19 protein-coding genes and 1 pseudogene are annotated in these 18,849 nt (G+C 69.1%); 16 read left to right on the plus strand and 4 right to left on the minus strand.

Annotated features, from left to right (window positions below):
- The first annotated feature begins 265 nt into the window (after positions 1 to 265).
- The 9 genes and pseudogenes from AF1_RS08210 (at position 266) to AF1_RS37010 (ending at position 5,618) form a co-directional block, all read left to right on the plus strand.
- Complete coding sequence (locus AF1_RS08210) at positions 266 to 1,072, plus strand: helix-turn-helix domain-containing protein (RefSeq protein WP_255218788.1); 807 nt, start codon at positions 266 to 268, stop codon at positions 1,070 to 1,072.
- Entirely contained in the window at positions 1,063 to 1,251 is a 189-nt protein-coding gene (locus tag AF1_RS08215; RefSeq protein WP_067794559.1) for a DUF397 domain-containing protein, read from the plus strand. Before AF1_RS08210 ends, AF1_RS08215 begins: the two co-directional genes overlap by 10 nt.
- 138 nt (positions 1,252 to 1,389) lie before the next feature.
- Positions 1,390 to 1,587 (plus strand): annotated as a pseudogene (locus tag AF1_RS33085) (YbaK/EbsC family protein); the annotation flags it as partial.
- A 54-nt stretch (positions 1,588 to 1,641) separates the two neighbouring features.
- On the plus strand, positions 1,642 to 1,821 hold the full coding sequence (locus AF1_RS35755) for a hypothetical protein (protein ID WP_067794561.1): 180 nt from the start codon (positions 1,642 to 1,644) through the stop codon (positions 1,819 to 1,821).
- Entirely contained in the window at positions 1,787 to 2,005 is a 219-nt protein-coding gene (locus AF1_RS37005) for a cupin domain-containing protein (RefSeq protein ID WP_207393900.1), read from the plus strand. The genes AF1_RS35755 and AF1_RS37005 overlap by 35 nt, the downstream gene beginning before the upstream one ends.
- 288 nt (positions 2,006 to 2,293) lie before the next feature.
- Positions 2,294 to 3,601, plus strand: a complete 1,308-nt coding sequence (locus AF1_RS08225; protein WP_067794564.1) for a pentapeptide repeat-containing protein — start codon at positions 2,294 to 2,296, stop codon at positions 3,599 to 3,601.
- A 389-nt stretch (positions 3,602 to 3,990) separates the two neighbouring features.
- The gene (locus AF1_RS36195) at positions 3,991 to 4,185 is read left to right on the plus strand and encodes a carotenoid oxygenase family protein (RefSeq protein WP_067794567.1); all 195 of its coding nucleotides are present in this window, start codon (positions 3,991 to 3,993) and stop codon (positions 4,183 to 4,185) included.
- 428 nt (positions 4,186 to 4,613) lie between these two features.
- Positions 4,614 to 5,075 carry an NUDIX domain-containing protein gene (locus AF1_RS08235; protein ID WP_131732281.1) on the plus strand — a complete coding sequence of 154 codons (462 nt, stop codon included), beginning with the start codon at positions 4,614 to 4,616 and terminating at the stop codon, positions 5,073 to 5,075.
- A 153-nt stretch (positions 5,076 to 5,228) separates the two neighbouring features.
- Positions 5,229 to 5,618 (plus strand): WD40 repeat domain-containing protein, encoded by a 390-nt coding sequence (locus tag AF1_RS37010; protein ID WP_131732282.1) that lies wholly within the window; start codon positions 5,229 to 5,231, stop codon positions 5,616 to 5,618.
- Here AF1_RS37010 and AF1_RS08240 read toward each other — a convergent pair.
- Positions 5,567 to 7,780, minus strand: coding sequence for a DUF262 domain-containing protein (locus AF1_RS08240; RefSeq protein ID WP_165488292.1), 2,214 nt, complete (start codon positions 7,778 to 7,780; stop codon positions 5,567 to 5,569). The genes AF1_RS37010 and AF1_RS08240 overlap by 52 nt on opposite strands.
- 237 nt (positions 7,781 to 8,017) lie before the next feature.
- Between AF1_RS08240 and AF1_RS08245 the strand changes: the two genes are divergently transcribed.
- The 3 genes from AF1_RS08245 to AF1_RS08255 are packed head-to-tail and all read left to right on the plus strand — an operon-like array spanning position 8,018 to position 10,873.
- Complete coding sequence (locus AF1_RS08245) at positions 8,018 to 8,353, plus strand: DUF6879 family protein (RefSeq protein WP_067794575.1); 336 nt, start codon at positions 8,018 to 8,020, stop codon at positions 8,351 to 8,353.
- A gap of 14 nt (positions 8,354 to 8,367) precedes the next feature.
- Positions 8,368 to 8,658 (plus strand): DUF6082 family protein, encoded by a 291-nt coding sequence (locus AF1_RS08250; protein WP_067794578.1) that lies wholly within the window; start codon positions 8,368 to 8,370, stop codon positions 8,656 to 8,658.
- 10 nt (positions 8,659 to 8,668) lie between these two features.
- Entirely contained in the window at positions 8,669 to 10,873 is a 2,205-nt protein-coding gene (locus AF1_RS08255; protein WP_067794581.1) for a hypothetical protein, read from the plus strand.
- Positions 10,874 to 11,127: 254 nt separating this feature from the next.
- Here AF1_RS08255 and AF1_RS08260 read toward each other — a convergent pair whose 3' ends face one another.
- From AF1_RS08260 to AF1_RS34175, 3 genes are all read right to left on the minus strand, one after another.
- Complete coding sequence (locus tag AF1_RS08260; protein ID WP_067794584.1) at positions 11,128 to 12,747, minus strand: hypothetical protein; 1,620 nt, start codon at positions 12,745 to 12,747, stop codon at positions 11,128 to 11,130.
- Between the two features lie 505 nt (positions 12,748 to 13,252).
- On the minus strand, positions 13,253 to 14,653 hold the full coding sequence (locus AF1_RS08265) for an MFS transporter (protein WP_067794587.1): 1,401 nt from the start codon (positions 14,651 to 14,653) through the stop codon (positions 13,253 to 13,255).
- The gene (locus AF1_RS34175; protein WP_157419150.1) at positions 14,650 to 14,817 is read right to left on the minus strand and encodes a hypothetical protein; all 168 of its coding nucleotides are present in this window, start codon (positions 14,815 to 14,817) and stop codon (positions 14,650 to 14,652) included. Before AF1_RS34175 ends, AF1_RS08265 begins: the two co-directional genes overlap by 4 nt.
- A 265-nt stretch (positions 14,818 to 15,082) precedes the next feature.
- Here AF1_RS34175 and AF1_RS08270 point away from each other — a divergent pair, with 265 nt between their 5' ends.
- The 4 genes from AF1_RS08270 (at position 15,083) to AF1_RS08285 (ending at position 18,721) form a co-directional block, all read left to right on the plus strand.
- Positions 15,083 to 15,910: a TauD/TfdA dioxygenase family protein gene (locus tag AF1_RS08270; protein WP_067794589.1), complete on the plus strand. Its 828-nt coding sequence runs from the start codon at positions 15,083 to 15,085 to the stop codon at positions 15,908 to 15,910.
- A gap of 74 nt (positions 15,911 to 15,984) precedes the next feature.
- Positions 15,985 to 16,482 carry a MarR family winged helix-turn-helix transcriptional regulator gene (locus AF1_RS08275; RefSeq protein WP_165488293.1) on the plus strand — a complete coding sequence of 166 codons (498 nt, stop codon included), beginning with the start codon at positions 15,985 to 15,987 and terminating at the stop codon, positions 16,480 to 16,482.
- A gap of 121 nt (positions 16,483 to 16,603) precedes the next feature.
- Entirely contained in the window at positions 16,604 to 17,455 is an 852-nt protein-coding gene (locus tag AF1_RS08280) for a VOC family protein (RefSeq protein WP_067794595.1), read from the plus strand.
- Complete coding sequence (locus AF1_RS08285) at positions 17,456 to 18,721, plus strand: CaiB/BaiF CoA transferase family protein (RefSeq protein ID WP_067794598.1); 1,266 nt, start codon at positions 17,456 to 17,458, stop codon at positions 18,719 to 18,721.
- The last annotated feature ends 128 nt before the right edge of the window (positions 18,722 to 18,849 follow it).

Here is an 18,849-nt window from a genome sequence, read left to right on the forward strand (position 1 = left end):
ACCAGGCACGGCACGAAGTCGTCCATGCCCCACCGGCCGGTGACCAGCCGCACGAACCGCCGCACCTCCGCGACAACTCTGAGGTCCTGCTTCACCACCATCTCGTTCTCCGCCGCCGCCTGGCCCATGACCTCTCCTCACTTTGTGTGGCGAACCCCACACATTGAGCCACTATCAGGCTTACGATTGGGCTTACCGCTTCGAAGTGGCTTGGAGCGGTAAGGAGATCCGGTCGGCGACAAGTTGCCGAGAGGGGAAAATGATCATGCCTCCACGGCGCCAGCATCCCAGGGAGTCGGCTGCACTCATTGCCTTCGGTCGACAGATGCGCCGCCTGCGGGAGGCCAAGGACATCAAGCAGGAGACGATCGCCCATCACACGAAGGTCAGCCCTGCGCAGGTGAGCCGGATCGAGGCAGGCAAGAAGCGTGCCACGCGCCCCTTCGTGGAGATCGTGGACGACTACCTGGAGGCCGGTGGAGCGCTGATCAGCCTGTGGGAGGACTTGAACAAGGACGGCCACCCGGTTCCGATCTGGTTCGACTGGCCACAGATAGAGGGTGATGCGGCGATCCTGGTCTGCTGGGAGCACGGCGTGATCCCTGGACTGCTCCAAACCCTGGCTTACATGTCAGTCCTGCTGAAGGGGAACCAGGAGGCGATAGACCTCCGCCTGCGACGCCAGTCCATCCTCACCAGGGACGACGGAACTCCCCCCACGCTCTTTGTGCTGTTGCTCGACGAGCATGCCCTTTACCGGCAAGTCGGCTCCGCCGAGACGATGAAGGAGCAGTTGGAGCACCTGCTCGACATGAGCATGTTGCCGAACGTCACGATTCAAGTAGTCTTGGCAAGCGGTGAGCACTCCGGCAACTCGGGCGACTTCATGATTGCAACGATGGAGGACCGCAGCGAGGTTGCCTACGTCGAGACGGCCATCCGCGGCATCGCTACGGACAATCCAGCGGACTTGTCCACTCTGGCGCGAACTTTGATCGAGCTTCGTGCACGGGCACTCACCGAAGATATGTCGCGCGAGGTGATTAGGAAGGCAATAGAAAAGTGGACCTGAGCAACGTTGCCTGGCGCCGGAGCAGCCGCAGCACCTCCAGCGGAGGCAACTGCGTCGAGCTGGCGGACGTGGCCGGTGCGGTGGCGGTGCGGGACAGCAAGGACCCGGACGGTCCCGTCCTCCTGCTGACCCGCGCGGCCCTGCGCACCGCCGTCCAGTCCGCCGCCGACACGCACTGACCCCCCGGCCCCAACCACCCCGCCGACCCCCGATCCACCAAGCAGCGGCGAGTCGTCCCGTCCCCGCCCCCCGACCCGGACGACCCGCCGCACCCCACTCTCCCCGCGGGCACCTATTCCGCCCAGGACAAGGCCGAGGAACTGGCCGACAGCCCCAGCGGCACCATGCTGCCCTTCAGCCACCACCCCGGGCTGGAGGTCATCGCCGACCCGGCGCTGCTGCGGGCACCGGAACTGTTCTTCAACGCAGCCCGGCTCGACCGCTCGATCGCCCTGCGTACCGACGACTACGTACGCCTGGCCGCCCACCGCCTCGCCCCCATCACCGCTCCCTGACCTGGCACCGCCCAGCCCAGGGGGACTCGACCCGCCGTCCGCCAGGAGGACACCGTGCCGCAGGCCGACTACGCGATCCACTACCAGCCGCTGTTCACCGCCCTGCAGACCATGGACGTCCAGGCGCTGATCGACCAGGTCGAGGAGCCCTGGTACAACCAGACCCTCATCCAGGTCGGGGTGGGTGCGGCTGGGAGTCATGCAGGGCGAGTTCCACTGGCACGAACACGATGAGCAAGGTGAGTTCTTCTTCGTCCTGGACGGACTGTTCCGCATCGAACTGGAGCATGCCGACACCGTCGAACTCGGTCCCCGCCAGGCATTCACCGTCCCCGCGGGGATGCGGCACCGGCCCCGACGTCCCCGTCCGCAGCGCCGTGCTGATGATCGAAAAGGCGGGCGTCATCGCCACCGGTGACTGACCCGCGGTCGGCCGGGGATCCCGGGCACGCATCACTTCCGCCGGACCGACGTGCAAGGGCCGGCCCACCGGTTCCGCCGCACCCGGCGCCACCGCCTGATGACCTGGGCACCGACGCCGAACGGGGCCTGATCTTTGGCTGCCGGAAATGGCGGGTGGCCATAGAGGAGTTTGGCTGGGTGGGGACAGCGCGGTTTGGGCATGGATTTGTGGCGCATCCCGTGATAGGGAGCGAGTATGGCACCACCTTGCCCGTTCAATACTCAGCTTCATGTCAACCCGAGTGTGATCGGCCTGGATATCACACGCCTGGTTGCGCACCTGCCTCGTTGGGCGGGTCGGCAGGCCACTGAGCCGGCCGACCGGCCCCGTGCCGAGGCCGCGATTCGGGGGCTGTACGAACTGGTCGGCGCGCCGCAGCCGCGGCTGGTGTGGATCGACTCTCCTCGCGATGACTCCGATTGGGACTGGAGCGAGTTCGGCACGCCGAAACCCAGGGCGATTGCGGCCGCTCACGGTGAGCCGGAGCCGGGTAAGTTCCTCCTGTATCTGCTCAGCGGCGGTCAAGCCAAGAAGGGCGGCCGGCTCGCTCGTAAACGTCGGCGGGGGATCTGGGATCGCCGGCTGGCGCTGTGGAAAGAGCTCGTCGAGTCCTGCGGCGGCTGGTGGCCTTTCGAGGAAGTCTGCCTTGTGTGCGAGCGCCCCGCCGAGGTCCGTCTCGCCTCCGCGCCACGGCTCGGGGAAGAGCTTCCGGTGCTGCATTGCCGCACGGGACCGGCGATACGCTACCGCGACGGTTTCCACCTGTACGCGCTGCACGGCAAGGTCGTCGACGAGAGCGCTGTCACCGGAGACCGGACAGAAACCAGTCGGCCATCCGGCCCACCCGGGGACCTGGCGGCACTGATCGAAGACAACAGTGCCGAGGCCATGGCCCGCCTCGCCGGCAAGGACCTGCGCGGGGCCGACCTGCGGGGCGTCCGGTTCCCCGAGGGCGCCGACCTCACCGGAGCCGACCTCAGCGGAGCCGATCTGCGTCACGCCGATCTGTCCGAGGCCGACCCGGGCCAGGCCGGGCGCCTGGGAGCTCAGTTCACCGGCGCCAAACTCATCGGCGCGGACCTTCGCGACGCCGAGTTCGGCATTGTCGGCGGTTTCGTCGGCGCCGACCTGACCGATGCCGACCTGAGCGGTGTCGGTCTCGGCGGCGCCCCCGAGGTCGGCTTCTGGTGTTTCAATGACGCCAGACTCGTGCGGACCAAGCTCATCGGCGCCCACCTGGTGGGAGCCATTTTCACCGGTGCCGACCTTACTGGCACGGATTTCTCCGGCGCTCTCCTGAATTACATTTCTGGACCGCTTCATACGAACGACGTAATGCACCACTTCGCTCGCTGCCGGTGGGACTCCACGACGAAATGGCCGAACACGGGCTGGGCCGAGGCTGTTCGCAAGGCATCCGATCCCGTCGACGGCCTGGGCACCTTCCGAGTACGCGAAGAGTCACCAGCCTCTCCAGCCGCACGACAAGAACCTCTCCCGCAGTCGAGCGCCCTTCCGGACGGCGACCCCTTCTTCGACTTCGGCCGCTGATCGGCGGTCGCGGGCGGTGGCCTCCCGTCCAGGACCGGCCCATCCGGACAGATGCGCCACCCCCGGTACGCCCCGATACCGGGCGACCAGGTGAGGCACTGGTCCAGGCCGCGGAGACCTTCGCGATCCTGGAGGACGCCGTGACCGCCTGCGCCGCCGCCGGGCTGCTCACCGGCGGCGAGCCGCGCGGAGTGGTACCGCAACCGGTGGGTCCGGTCCCGGCGCGTCGCCGCCGGACTCGACGAGAAATGGCCCGAAGGGCCGGTCTTCGACAACTTCGACTTCGCCCCGAACACCAATGTGCTCGGCCACGGTGGACACACGTTCGCCCTGATGGTGGGCGGCTGCCGGCCGTACGAGCTGAGCCGCGACCTTGACACGCTCGGACCGTGCGACTTCGGCGGCACGCTCAAGGGCGGCCCGCCGGGACGGTCGCACGGGAGACCCTCGACGACCGCGCGCAGGAGTTCCCCCGCGTCGACGAGCGCCTGACCTCGCTGCCGCATCGCTATAGCTGCACGGTCACCTCGTCCGCGACCGCCGAACTCGGCGGCGAGGGGCTCCTCAAACACGACCGGTACTGATCGATCATCTGCGCCGGTGAGCCGCCGTACCGACCCGCGGGCATCACCGCCGAGCCGACCGCCGCGTCCGCCGCCGGGCGCCGGGTGGAGGGGCGCCATGAGGCGGGCGATACGAGCGCTGTCCCTACTGACCGGCGGCCGACTCAAGCCGTGCCTCGGTATCCGGCAGGGCGGACGGCGACCGGGGACACCGGCCCGCCGACCTCAGCCACATGCGGGTGGAGAAGACCGGCGAGCACGACCTATGAGGCGCCCTGCGTCCGCTGTGATCTGCGGGTCGCCGAACGCCTGGCCGCAACCTCGCTGCGGATCGCCGTCCCCACCGAGGACAGTCCAGACGCACGCGCATACATCGACACCGCGATCAGCAACCTCGGCCAAGTCCTCAACACCCTCACATCACCGGCCGGCCGGACTACCCTGCCCACGTGACCACTTCATCGGGCATGGACGTCCAGCAGTTGCATGCCGACGCCGAGCGCGACGACATCGCCGAACTCGTGGTCGGCGCTGTCGTCCACACCGGCGGCCAAGTGCTTATCCTGCGCCGCTCGGCCGACGACGCGTTCATGGCCGGCATCGAGGAACTCCCCTCCGGCGGCGTCGAACCGGGCGAGGACCTGCTCACCGCGCTGGAACGTGAACTCGCCGAAGAGATCGGCGGGACCGGACCACTGCACATCGACCCTGGCTTCGTCACCCACTTCGACTACGTTTCCGGATCCGGCCGCAAGTCCCGCCAATACACCTTCGGCGTCGCCCACAACGACGGCCCCATCGTCCTGAGCACCGAACACACCGGCTACCGCTGGCTCCACCCGACCGACCTCGCCGACTCCGACGTCACCCCCGAAACCGCCCAGACAATCCGCGCCTGGGCCGCCTCCTGACCATCCGGCCCCCGGCTGCCCCGAACCCATGGCGAACGCCGCCGGGGTGGTGGCGGTGCAGGACAGCAGACCCCGGACCGTCCCGTCCTCCCACTGACCCGCGCGGCTCTGCGGACAGTCGTCGCCGGGGCTTCCGGGAGCGGCAAGTCCTCGATGGTGCAGGCGGGGTTACGGGCGCTTGCGTCCTACGACCGCACCGTCCGTCTCTGGGCGGGCAGGACCTACGCCGAGATCGGCGTGATCGGTGTCCATCGCGGTCCGGTCGTCTCCGTCACCTGGACTCCGGACAGCCGGGCCGTCGTCTCCGCCTCCATCGACGGCACCGCCCGGCTCTGGCCCTCTGGAATCCGCGGTGTCGACCAACCCCCTGCCCTACAGAACTCAGACAACCACGGGCCATCTTCGGCATCTGTCTCTGGGTACCGTGTGTCCAGGCCCGCCGAAACGATCCCAGGTCCCGCGTTTGCGCGAGCGCTTGACGTAGGAGGCGGTCAGTCGCGGATATTCATCCAGTGTGACGCGACGGCAGGGTCCATGCGGTAGTGCCAGCGGCCGTTGGCGTAGACGAATTCCAGGGGCGGGTTGCTGCGCCGGTAGTCCTGGTAGGTCTTACGGGCCATCGCGCCGGTAATGCCCGCGATCTGGCCGGTGACGTACCCGGATCCTTCCAGGTCCTCCCCGAGGAACAATTCTCCGGCTTTGTTCCCGGCGACGTAGTCAAGGAATCCCCGCGTGAGGTCGGTTGTGGACGCCGCGAATTCGGAGAGCTGCTCCCTGGTCCATTCCACACGCGGCAGTGCAATATCTTGGTCTGGGCTGCCGGTCTTTTCGATCACCTCGAGTGCCGGCACGCCTGAGGGCGGTCCCGGCCAAATCTCGCACAGGTGCGTGGTCATCTCGACTGCGCGCGTGTGAATATCGTCATCGGTCCAGGCATCCGGGTGATCGTTGATGAGGTTCTTCGACAGCACCAGCAGGCTGTATTTCTCCAGCAGGCTGCGTTTACCGAGTCCCGCTTCGCCACCGGTGGTCAGGCCCTCGGCCTGGCTGTCGGTCCAGGGACGGTGCGACAGCGCCCCGTTCAGACTCTTGGTCACCAGGGTCAGGTTCCCGAGCGTCTGGATCCGCCGGTCCCGGTCGGCGGCCTGTTCGGGGGTGAGCCGCGGCTCGGGATTCCAGTACATCGGCCACGCCTGCGGCATGACGTGCTCGATCTCCAGCTTCGCCGGCAGCACGACGTCCTCATGGAATTCCGTGCGCAGTTTCCGCTCGATGACCTCCAGCACCACGCGCAGGCGAGACTGGCGAAGATAGCCGTAGAGTTTCAGATGGGGGAGTTCCGCTTTCATCTGTTCATCGGACGGCCACAGCCGCGTGTCAGTCACCTGCGCGGCCAGGAAGGTGCGGACCGTATCGCCGGCCACGGTCACCTCGCTGCGGTCGAGCAGTTTGAGGATCGAGACCATCATACGGTTGACATCTTTCATCGTCATCCGCAGCAGCGTGCGCCGCAGCACCCAGCTTTCCAGGGCACGCAGCGCGATCTCGATCTGCTGCTCGGGCACCTTATGGTTGTCCGAGAGCAGCCACAGCAACAAGGGACTGGTTGCTGCCAACCCCATCATCTCGATGACACGAGAGTGGAAGGATCCCTGTGCCGTGTCCTCCGGCAGATTGGCCAGTGCCCGATAGGTATCAGCGTCCTTGCGGAACTCGCGGAGCAACCTGTCCGCGCTCGGCTCGTCGGCCATATGCGGTCCTGCATGCGTTGTGAACACCCGGAACACCTGTTCGGTCTTCACTTCTTCGCTCAGCCGCATGGTAAGCCAGTACTGCATGAAGATGTCGATCCGGGACCGCTGGTGACGACCCTGGGTGATCTCCGCTCGCCACCAGTCATCGTCGAAGTCGACCCAGTGGGTCTCCGTCCAAGCATCGACATCGGCCCCGATCCGGTCCCCCTGCTGAAACACCCAGTTCTTGATCAGATCGGCCTTCAGCAACGGCGTCCCCCGGTCGTTGAGGGTCTCAAAGATCAACTGTGGATCGTCGTGACCGGTGAGGTTGATCGCCACCAGAAAAAGGCGGTCGCGGAGCGTGGCCGACAGCGCGGTAGCCCGCTGATCCTCGGTTCCCGGGGGCTCGTTGCCGTCCAGATCGGGCGTGCCGGTCAACCAGGTGCGCGCCTCGTTGCCGAAGAACTTGTGCGCTTCCAGGATGCGGTGTTCGCCGCTCCAGTCAGGATCAGGGTCCATCGCCTGGGCGAACGCCGCCCGATCCTGCTTCGACGGCCACAGTTTGAACCGCTCTGGCCTTCCCCTGAACACCGATGACCGGTTCAGGATGAGTTCCTCGAGATCTTCAGCGAGAAGTTCGTGACCGCGCTCGGCGACAACCGATTGCACCGCATCGATCATCAACTGCAGCGTGGTGGTGCGCTGCTGCCCATCGATCACCCTGTGCCGGGTGACGTCACCCACGACTGGGGGCTTCGATTCGTAGACGACCGCGCCGAGAAAGTGGTGCGGCACTGCGGGCTGGTTACCGTCTGCGATAATTAGGCTTTCGGCGACCCGGATGACATCGGCCCACAGTGGCGCCCACTGATCCTCCTCGTTCCACACGTAGGGGCGCTGGAAGGGCGGGATCTCGTAGTGCATCTTCCCGTCGAACAACTGCCGAGGGCTCAGCGCATCAGCCTTCACGGTACCTACTCCCATGCCCACACGATTTGACACGTGCCACTTTTCCAGAAGCCACCGACAGTGCGAAACCCATTCGAGGCATGAGTGGTCATGGCCAGGCGCAGGTAGTAGGGACGACGGTTCACGAGGATGTCCGGGAGGGACCACGCTTGTGTGCCCAGCGCTCGTGTCCACGGGGAAGCGGAAGGTCTCCGGCCGCCTACCACGCCCACTTCGTCCGGGAGACGGCGCGTCCGCGTGGTCGAATTCCCCATCACCCCCTACGTCCAATGGGAACTGCACGCCCTCAGACTTCTCGCGGACGAAGGCTTCGGACTGACCGTCCTCACCGCCGAACAGGTCGCCTCACTGGAAACCCGCGCCCAGCTGCCCGAGGTGCTCGTCGTGGGCGACCTCGTCCTCTACGAGGTCCAGTACGAACCCGGCTGGACGCCCTGCGGAGCCCGCCGCATCACCGCACCCGACGTGATCCACGCGGCCACATCCGAAATCAAAGCCCTGTACGAACGCGGAGAACCCTTCCTGGACTTCTTCCACCGCGAAATCGCGCCCCTACCGGCCCCGGCCGTGTGAGTCACCATCCGTAGATGCCCCCGACCCGCCCCGGCCACGGCACGGAGAGGACACTCGGCCTCACCTTCACCACCCTGGCCGTCCTCGCCCTGCTCGGCATAGCCGCCACCCTCGACCTCCAGGCACCCGACACCAAGATCGCCCGCGAGGAGGCACGCCGCTCCGCCATCACCGGCCTGCTCAAAATGGCCATGGACGACCCCGACCTGGACAAGGCGTGGGGCCCGTCCCGGAAGGCGAAACCCGCAAAGCCCGGCGGCATCGTCAGCGCACTCGATCCTCCTGCCCTGCCGTGTGATCCTTAGGCTCACGAATGTGCCGTCCGGCTCGGGCCTCGGCGGCGGTCTGGACGGGGCGGGGATGAGCGGAAGACGCGAGGTCGACCAAGCCTCGAAGAGGTACGGCCTCAACAGTCTCAGGCGTTTTGCGGTCTCCCAGCTCTTGATCGGCGTCGGGCTGCTGATGATCTGGCCCTACGCCTTCGGCCTCATGGTGGAGGAAGTCGCGGCCACCAAGCGCGCCGCGAGAGGCGAGGGGGTTCCGGGCACGTTCACCGCACAAGCAAAGGAGTGCAGCCGAGGCGGATGTTCCTGGTACGGCGCATTCACGACCGACGGCCCCTTTCAGTTGACCGGCAGGACAGTTCAGCTGAGGGGGAAGGGCGACCATTCCGTTTACGCCGGGGAGGAGATCCCCGCCCTCGACGTCGGTTCAGGGATGTTCGTCCAGATGAAGGGCGGGTCGCCGGATTGGGGGCAGCCGTTCGGCACCGTGGTCCTCGCCGCTTTTACCGGAAGCCTCGGGGTGGGGTTGAACGCCGCGGTGCTGTGGGGCGTTCACCGGACACGGCCTTCTCGCGCGGCGCGCAGACGGCAGGCGGGGGAACGCGGGCGCCCCGCGCTGCGCGACCTCGCCGGCCGAGACAGGTGGGGCTGGTCGGCGCGGCCCGGCTCCTCCACGATCAGGGTGAAGATGGCCAGGTCCAAGGGGCGGACCCTGGCCGGGACGGTCTGCCTGCTCTCACTGGTGGCGTCGCTGCTGCTGTTCGGCCTGATCTGGGTCGTGTTCAACAAGGAGATCACCCGGGCCGAGCTGGTCGCGGGCTTGTGGGCGCCGCTCTTCGCGGTCGTCCTCGTGGGCGTCGCGGTCCAGACGCTCAGGCTGGTGCTGGTACGGCCCCGGATGTGGGTGACCGACGATGAGATCGTCATCTGGGACGGGCTGCTGCTGTGGAAGGTGCTGCGGATCCCGCGCACCGCAGTCGCGGCGGTCCACTGCGGCGACGAGCCGGGGCGGGGCCAGGTCAAGGGGGGCGTGGCCCAATTGACGCCGTTCCGGGAGGAACTCAACCTCGTCCTGCGGATGCGGGACGACATTTCTCTTCCCGCACGTCGGCTGCGGTGGGGGAACTGGTTCTGGGTCATGTTGACTCTGAAGGATCCGGATCCGCAGACGGGCATGCCTCAGCGGGGGCGTCCGGTCCGCCGGTTGTGCCTTCGGGTGAAGGAGCCGCGCAGAGTGGCCGCCGACCTCGACCGCTGGCTGGCGGAGGACGAGACACTTCCGTCGCCGGGGTTCGCGCCGGTCGATCACGCCCGTCACGGCACGGTCCGCACACACCGTGGCGTCGGCGGTTCGCGCGTCAAGATCAGGGGACGGCTTCCTCAGCCGGTGCTGGCCGAGTTCGTGAACGAGGGCCCCGGGACGCTGCGGGCCTGGCTTCGACGTACCGAGTTCGGCCGGGGGACCCCGGTCGTGGTGTGCGGCCCCGGCGCCCCGCCCGCCACAACCGTCCTGGACGACCGGCTTGTATCCGACAAGGCGCTCACGAAGAGGTTCCTGTACGTCGAGTCCGAGGGCCGGTGGACCGTCACGGTCAGCGGACCGGAACGCGCACGCGGGTTCACCGGCTCGGCCACGGGCAGCGGGTCCGAAGTGCTCGCCTACCAGGGGCCGGCTGGAATCGCCGTCGTGACATGCCCAGGTGGGCAACCCCACCAGGTCCACCTGCACGGGCCGAACCTGGCCGCGCTCCACGGCTGCGACCCGGTCGCGTCCACCGCCGTGCTCAGCCCGCCGGCGGGGGACGAGTCCCCGCCGAGCCGGAGCACGTTCGCCGTTCCGGCGCGGGCGATACTCCAGGTGAGAACCGCCGGGGCGGACTGGCGGATCGACGTGACACCCCTGGGACAGGCCGACGTGGACGCCCTTGCCCAAGCCAGAGAACAGGACGCCATCACCGTGCCGCCCACCGGCCACGTCCGGCCGTTCGAGCACTCCATAGCGGGTGACCGAACCGCAGTAGTGCGCTACCTGGGCCCACCGGGACCTGTGCTGTTCCGCAGCGGAGACACCTTCGGCCTCCTGCACCTCGACGCCACGCTGACCCCTGTTCGGACACTCGCTCTCCCGGACGGCGACACGGAAATCCGACTCCGCTCCCACACACTCCTCCAGGTCACCGGAGGCCACGGCACCTGGTCCCTGGAAGAGACCCACATCCTCCACCCGCCTCACTGACAAAGCAGGCCCAGACCACTCCCGCTTGAGCGCCCAGGTCGCCGCCCCGGGCAGTGGACAGCGAGGAGGCCGTCATGGGCGGCCGTTCCCTGCCGTTTCAGCGCGGCGAGCATCACCTGGGCCGCTCGCCCGGCACGCGCCGGCGAGAACTCCGATGTCGAAGGCCGCGGCTGGTCGCCGCCGGTCGCCACGCGGACGGACGGCGGTCATGCCGGTACCCCGGGCGGCGGCTCCGTCCGGGGTACCGGCGTGGATCAGCGGACGTCCACGTAGTCCCCGGTGCCGGTGGCGGAGAGGTAGGCGGCGCTGCCCGGGTAGACGGCGCGCCAGGTGCCGTCCAGCTTGGCGGTGAAGGATGTGCGGAACACCCCGTCGGAGGCGCTGCGGGTGGTCCCGGCCAGCGCCCACGACGACGTCCCCGCCCGCCGGAAGTAGATCTTCACCGTGGCGCCCGACCCCGGCTTCCAGCCGCCCACGTACCGGCTCAGCTTGCCCTGCACCGTCAGCGCCCGCCCCTTGCGAACCGGCTCCGGGGCGGCGTTGAACGAGGTGATGGCCGTCCGGTACCGCGCGTCGACGAAGTCGGCCCCGCTCACCGCCGGACGGTAGGCGGACGACCCCGCGTAGCGCACCCGCCAGTACCCGTCGCGCGTGGCGGGCGCCCCCACCGAGAACGCCCCGGTCGAACTGGTCGTCCCCTGGCCCGCACGCGTCCACCCGGACGTGCCGTTCGCGGAGAACTCGACGTCCACGGTGGCGCCCTTCACGGCCGCGCCGCCCGCCAGCAGCCGCCCTGACATCGTGACCGTCCCATCGAGCGCGACGGGCTCCGGCCCGGCGTTCGCCCCGCTGAACGCGGTGACGGCCCGCGCGGTCCCGACCTCCAGCGGCTGCCGGATCTCGCTCCGCACGAACAGGCCGGTCGAGTTGGGCACGTACTGGACGAGCAGCTCACCCGGGGACGCCGTGAACGAGAACTCGAACGAACCACCGTCGCCGAGCTTCTCGACCTTCCCGAGGTACCTGGAGCTGCCGCCGTCGAACGGCCTGCTCCAAGCCTCGACGGACTCACCCGGCCCCAGGAACACCGGCCCGCCCGTCCCCGCGCGCGTCAGCTCCCCCCGGACGGTGACCGTGCCGCCCGCCGGAACGGGGTTGGCGACGCCGACCCGCGCCGAGATCGCCGTGGCGGTCTGCCGGACCGTGACCGGGGTCGTCCCCCAGCCGTGGCACACCACGCCCTTCGCGTCGTTGGAGAGCTGGGGCCGTACCTCGGCATCGCCCCGCACGGTGAACCGCCCGTCGGCACCGGTCTCGGTGGCCCCCGGGGTTCCCAGGAGCTTCACGGGCAGCCCGCCCGCAGGCTGCAAGGGGGCGGCCTTGGACGTCCGGTAGGAGATGCCGCCGGACGCCGTCACCGTCCGGTGGTCGGCGTCGATCACCGCCGGCGTCGCGGTGACACCGGAGTAGACCGGCGTGTAACACGCCTGGAAGACGTTGCCGCTTTGCGCGAGCAGGCCGCCGTTCGCGTCATCCACGTTGACGACGGCCCAGTGCTCTCCCGGGTGCTCCTCAACGGAGATCGGCAGGCTCCCCTGCCAGGTGCCGTCCTGCGCGGTCCCACTGATCAGCCGGAGATCTCCCACCGCCGCCCAGCTCCCGCCGAACCGCGAATCGGTGAACCACGCCTGCACTCGTCCCACGCCCTCGCCCCGGACGTTCACCGTGACGGTCACCGGATGCGCGGGGTCGTCCCGATCCATCGCGGCGTGCACATACACATAGGGCGCCGCGGACGCGGCGGGCGCGGCGATCACGACAGCGGGCACCGCCAGGACGGCGGCGGAAACCAGGGTGAGAAAACGTCGCTGCACAGAGTCCTCCAGGGCTGCTCACCCTGGAGGACGTCCCGGCCCACCCCCGCGGATCACCTTGGAACGATCACAACTTGATCTCCAGGCCCCTCGGGCGGGCCGGGGCGACCGGGGCTCGCGCCAGGTGACGCCCGCGGCCGCATCGGACGGACGTGTCAGTTCAGATACCCTAGGGGGTATATTGGTGGAAGTGGAACCTCCCACCCAGCGGTCAGGGCCAACCGGCCCGCGACCCGACCCGAAGGAGAAAGCCCATGTGCCAGCGCGCCGTTTGCCGAAAGTGCCAAGGCGCCACCTACCGGGGCTGCGGCCAGCACGTCGAGCAGGTGCTCGCCGGAGTCCCCCGGTCCCAGCGCTGCACCTGCGGACAGAAGGAAGAGGCCGCCGGAAGCGTCTGGACGCGCCTGTTCCGCCGGGGCTGACCTCCGCCGCCTACCGGCTCATCGTCTTCGCCGAACTGACCGGAACCCGCCCGTTGCGGCCGGCCGGCTTCTGAGCCGACAGGTCACGGCCCGGACCGCAGCGTGCGCGGCAGCCTGCGGTCGAGGACGGTCAGGACGAGGACGAGGGCGGTCACCGCGATGAGCACGTCACCGATGCGGTGCAGCCCCGCGTCGTCCGGGCCGTCCCGGAACACCAGGCCGACAAGGCTGCCGGAGGCGATCGCACCCACATAACCGGAGGTCCTCAGCAGTCCCGCGGCGATACCGGTCTCCTGCGGGCCGGCCTGGGCGAAGACGGCGGCCTGGTTGCCGACGGTCGCGAGGCCGATCGCCACTCCCACCAGGGTCGTCAGGGCGACGATCAGTACCAGCGGTGTGCCACCGCCGGTGAACCTGATGGCCACCCCGACGGCGAGGGCCAGGGCGGCGCTCGCCGTGAGCGGCGCCTTGACCAGGCCGCGTTTCGAGACGGGACGGGTGACGAGGGCGCCGGCCGCGCTCATCGGCACGATGAGCATCCCCGCCAGCGTCGCCGGCAGGCCGCGGTCTTCCTGGAGCCACTGGGTGAGCCCGTACATCACGCAGTACGCGACGAGCATCGTTCCGGCGGTCCTCACGTAGGTGAGGGTGAGGCTTGCGTTGTCGAGGAGTGAGCGCACGTCGATGAAGGGATGGCGGGCCTTCGGCTCCCACCAGAGGAGCCCCGCGCCCAGCCCCGCTGAGGCGGCCGCGAATGGCCAGCGCGCGAGGTGCGGGTCGGCGAGGAAGGCGACCAGGAGGCAGAGCATGCCGCCGAAGAGCACCATGCCGGGGACGTCGAGGTCGGCGACGATTCGGCGCACGCCCCGGGCTGGTACGGGCCCGTCCGCGGGCGACCATCTCCAGGCCATGGCGAACACGGCCAGCGCCAGGGGGATGTTGATCCAGAACGTGGACCGCCAGCCGGCGAGGCTGACCAGGAGCCCGCCGAGCGGGAGCCCGAGCAGGACCGTCACCTGACTGGCGATCACGAGCGCGCCGAGTGTGCTTCCGGCCGGTGCGCCGCTGGCGTCGGCGCGGCGGCGGATCATGAGCATCGCCGTCGGGAAGGCGGCCGAGGTGCCGACTCCGAGCAGGACGCGTGCGGCCAGGAGGGTCGTCAGGTTCGCGGCGAGGGCGCCCACCGCGCCGCCGGCCGCCACGAGCAGTGTGCCCGCCAGGAACAGGCGGCGCGGGCCGAGCAGTTCGGCGAACCGTCCCATGGCGGGTTGCGCCACCGCGCTGGCGACGTACAGGACGGTCACCAGGAGCGCCACCCGGCCGACCGAGGAGTCCATGGCCGCCGCGATCGGAACGAGCGCGGTGGCGACGATCGAGCTGTTGACGGGGTTGAGGGTGGCGCCCAGGATCAGCGGGGTCGAGAACCGCCGGCCGAACGGGGGCCCGGGGTTCTCGGTGACGCGGGCCACCGGATGCGAGGTCATGGCCGCCGGGTCCCGGACGCCGTGTCGCGGCGGTCCCCGGCGGCGTGCTCGCGTCCGCGGACGGGGTCCGCCGAGGTCCGGACCGGCGGGTCGCGCTCCAGTACGGCGATCGTCTCGATGACCGGCCTGGCGGGGGCGAGAGGGGGCGGCGTATGGATGTTCATTGTAAGCAGGTTACCTGCTAAACAGGCAACCTAAACAGGTTGCCTGTTTAGTTGAGATACGGCACTTCGAGGGACGCGGAAGGCTCCCGAAGTCCTCCCTCCGATTCACTCCCCTCTTGCCAAGGATCCTGAACATGCTTAATGTGATCAGCATAAGGGTGTTCAGGGCTCCTGAACATCAGATGGCCTGATCCCGGTCGCCGGCGACTCTCGCCGTGGTGCGGAAGCAAGCCGACGTTGCCCGCTACTCGAGAAAGGCACCAGCATGAGGGCAGTCCCACTCACCGACAGCATCGGCGTCGAGCTCCAGGACCTCGACATGTCCAAGCCCTTCGGCCCCGACGAGGTCGAGGTCCTGCGAGAGGCGTTCGACACCGGGGGCGTCGTGCTGGTCCGAGGCCAGAAGCTCGCCGACGAGGACCAGGACCGGTTCGTCACCACGCTCGGCGAACTGCACACCTTCCGGTGGGGCACGACCGTCGAGTACCTCTCCAACGTCATCGAGGACAACCCGAGCCTGGCCGGCAGCCGCCGCCTGCTCTTCCACAACGACGGCGCCTACCGCGAAGACGTCGCGGCCGGTACCTGCCTCTACGCCCAGGACGTCTCGCCCACGTCCCCGCCCACCGCCTTCGCGAACAGCGTGCGCGCCTACGAGAACCTGCCGGAAGAGATCAAGGTCAAGATCGAGGGCCTGCACGCCTACAACATGTTCGACCTCAACGACGCGGACGCCGAGCAGAAGCGGATGCGGCTGTCCGACTACCCCGAGGGCGCCGACCTCTCCAGCGTCCAGGCCGCCGAGCACCCGGTCGTGATCACCGTGCCGCACTCCGGGCGGAAGGCGCTGTTCGTCAACGAGTTCAACACCAGCCACATCGTTGAGTACGGCCCGGATTCCGAGGAGGGGGAGGAGCTCCTCCAGACCCTTTTCGCCGCCCTCTACGACGACGCCAACGTCTACACCCACCACTACGAGAACGACGATCTCGTCCTGTTCAACAACCGCGCGGTCCAGCACGCTCGAACGGGTCAGGTCGACCACAACCCGCGCACCCTGCGCCGGCTCGTCCTGAAGACCCTGAACTGGTGAGCCGTCCGGCGGGGCCCGCGGCGGTGAACCGGCCGCGGGCCCCCGCCACCCCACCCGTCACCGAAGGGCGGATCGTGTCTCGTGAAACGGCGACGGCCGGCATCGTCTCGCCCGTGCCGCCGGCGGGCGACGCGGCGAAGCTCGCCGCCGACATACGGGCGGCCGCGGGGCGGCTGATCCGGCGCGTCAGGCACGAGAGCGGGACGACGCTCACCTGGTCCCAGAGCGTCCTGCTGAGCGGACTGGCGAAGCACGGTCACGCGACGGCCAGCGAACTCGCCGTCGAGAACGGCCTGCGGACGCAGACCGTCTGGTCGAGCCTCGTCACCCTGGAAGAGCGCGGGCTGGTCACGCGCCGGCGCGACGCGGCCGACCGCCGGAACGTGCACGCGTCCCTGACCCTGAGCGGCCAGAAGGAGCTGGAGGCGGACCGGCGGGCCCGCGAAGCCTGGATCGAGGGGGTCCTCGAACGCGAGTTCACCGTGGCGCAACGGGAGGTCCTCGCCCAGGCGGTACCCCTGCTCGTGCGGCTTGCCGGCTCCGCCGGCCAGACCGCGCCGGGCGGCGGCTGACCGGCGGCCGGGCCTGGAGCGGCCGCTTCTTGTGGCGGGCGGCCACCCTCTCTAGAATATGCGCATGGTATCCATATTTGGATGCCCGCGCCGCGTCGCCCCTCGAACACGTGGAGTCAACATGCTTCTGTCGCGTCTGGGCTACATCACCCTCACCGTCGCCGATCTCGCCCCCGCGGTCGACCTGTTCGAGACGTGCGGCCAGTTGCAGCTCAACGGGAGAACGCACGACCGTGCCTTCCTCGGCGGCGCCGGCGAACACCACTGGATCGAGCTTCGCCAGGATCCCTCCCGGCCACCGGGCCTCGCGAAGATGGCGTTCGAGCTCGATCCCGGCGCCGCGTTCGAGGACGTCGAGAAGGCCCTCGCCGGGGTGGGAGTCGGCTACGAGCGCTCCCGCAGCCTCCGGGAGGACTTCGTCCAGGAGGCCCTCCGGTTCACCGACATGGACGGCACCGAGGTCGAGGTGTTCAGGGGGATGGCGCGCATCGCGGGCGGTGCCCAGCCGAAGTGGGCGCGGCTCGAACGCCTCGTGCACGTCGCGGTGTCCGCGTCCGACTTCGACGCCTCGCTGGCCTTCTACACCGAAGTACTCGGGCTGGGCGTCTCCGACTTCATCGAGGACACCACCGCCTTCCTGCACGCGTCCGACGGCGCCCATCACTCCCTGGTGCTCCAGCGCCGTCCCGGCGCGCCCCGCTCGGTCGACCACGTCTGCTTCCAGACCGAGACCTTCGACGACGTCATGCGTGCCAGGGCGGTGGTCCGCCGCGCGGGTCTGGAACTGCGCGACGACCTCATCCGCCACGAGACCTCCGGGTCCATCGGCTTCTACTTCGAAGGACTTCCGGAAGGACTGGGCATCGAGTTCTGCTTCGAGCACGGGACCGTCGACCCGGCCACCCACCGCCCGAGGACGTTCGTCCGGAGCCTGCAGGCCAAGGACGTCTACGAACCGCCGGCAGGGTTCTGAGTGGACGGCGAACGCGAGGCCGCGCCCGCCGCCGCACCGGCCGAGGCGGCCTGCGAGAACGCGCGGGGGCCGCTGCACGGTGTCCGCGTGCTGGATCTGACCGGCACCATGTCCGGGCCCTTCTGCACGCTCCTGCTCGCCCAGCTCGGCGCCCGGATCGACAAGATCGAACCCCCCACCGGTGACGTCGTGCGGCACCTCACCCCCGGCAGGACCCCCGCCATGTCGCCGATCTTCCTCGCGCTCAACGCGGGGAAGCGGTCCATCGTCCTCGACCTCGCGAGGGAGCCCGACCGCGAGCTCCTCATGAGTTCGCTGCCCGAATACGACGTGGTCGTCCACAACATGCGCCCGCGGGCGGCGGCGCGGCTCGGGCTCACGGCGGAGAAGCTCGCCGCGGCCGGGTCCGAAGCCCTGCTGTGCGAGCTGGTGGGATTCGGGCCAGGCCCCTACGAGGACCGGCCCGCCTACGATGACACGATCCAGGCCGAGTCCGGCATGGCATGGGTGCAGGGCAACGGCGGGGAACCCGCCTACGTCCGCACGGCGGTGGCCGACAAGACCGCGGGCATGTACGCGGCGCTCGCGATCTGCGCGGAGCTGGCGTCCCGGGCGGCCGGCGGGCCGCGGCGCTCGGTCAAGATCCCCATGTTCGAGACCATGGTGGCCTTCACCGCCGTCGAGCAGATGGGCGGTCTCACCTACGAGCCCGCCAACGGCCCCGCTCTCTATCCGAGGACCGCGTCACCGCACCGCAAGCCCTTTCCCACCCGTGACGGCCACGTCAGCCTGATGCTCTACACCGACCGGCACTGGGCGGCCTTCCTGAGCCGGATCGGCCGGTACGACCTCGTCGACGAGCCCGCGTTCGCCACGCTCGCCGGGCGTACGGCGAACATCGACGAGGTCTATGCACTCGTGGCCGCCGAACTGCTCCAGAGGACCACGGCGGAGTGGCTCGACATCCTTGAGGAGATAGACGTCCCTCACGCGCGCGTCCGCTCGCTGCCTGATCTGCTCACCGACCGCCACCTCGCCGCCGCCGCGCTGTTCCACGAGGTGGAGCACCCGACCGAAGGGACGGTCCGGTCCGTGCGCGCCCCCTTCCTGTTCGACGGCCGGCGACCCGCGGACCTGGCCCCGGCGCGAGCGCTCGGCCAGGACTCCGCCGGCTTCAGGCGGGCCGGGCGGGGACGGACCGCGACGCAGCGGACGTCGCCGCCGGCCGAAGCGTCCCTCGGCTCCACCCCGCCCGATGAAGGGTGATCGGAGTGCCGCCCTCCCCGTTCGGCCGGCGCCGCCGCCGGACGGGGAACCTCCGCATCCGTTGCGGCAGGGCACGGATCACGCTTCGACCGAGGGCTGCGAATCCTGGCTCGGATGTATTGCTCGTC

The sequence above is a fragment of the Actinomadura formosensis NBRC 14204 genome (assembly GCF_001552155.1).
GTDB lineage: Bacteria > Actinomycetota > Actinomycetes > Streptosporangiales > Streptosporangiaceae > Spirillospora > Spirillospora formosensis.

Coding starts and splice junctions, on each gene's coding strand:
- AF1_RS08210 (WP_255218788.1), top strand. CDS start 266: ATGCCTCCACGGCGCCAGCATCCCAGGGAGTCGGCTGCACTCATTGCC.
- AF1_RS37005 (WP_207393900.1), top strand. CDS start 1,787: ATGCAGGGCGAGTTCCACTGGCACGAACACGATGAGCAAGGTGAGTTC.
- AF1_RS37010 (WP_131732282.1), top strand. CDS start 5,229: ATGGTGCAGGCGGGGTTACGGGCGCTTGCGTCCTACGACCGCACCGTC.
- AF1_RS08250 (WP_067794578.1), top strand. CDS start 8,368: ATGCCCCCGACCCGCCCCGGCCACGGCACGGAGAGGACACTCGGCCTC.
- AF1_RS08265 (WP_067794587.1), bottom strand. CDS start 14,653: ATGACCTCGCATCCGGTGGCCCGCGTCACCGAGAACCCCGGGCCCCCG.
- AF1_RS34175 (WP_157419150.1), bottom strand. CDS start 14,817: ATGAACATCCATACGCCGCCCCCTCTCGCCCCCGCCAGGCCGGTCATC.
- AF1_RS08270 (WP_067794589.1), top strand. CDS start 15,083: ATGAGGGCAGTCCCACTCACCGACAGCATCGGCGTCGAGCTCCAGGAC.
- AF1_RS08280 (WP_067794595.1), top strand. CDS start 16,604: ATGCTTCTGTCGCGTCTGGGCTACATCACCCTCACCGTCGCCGATCTC.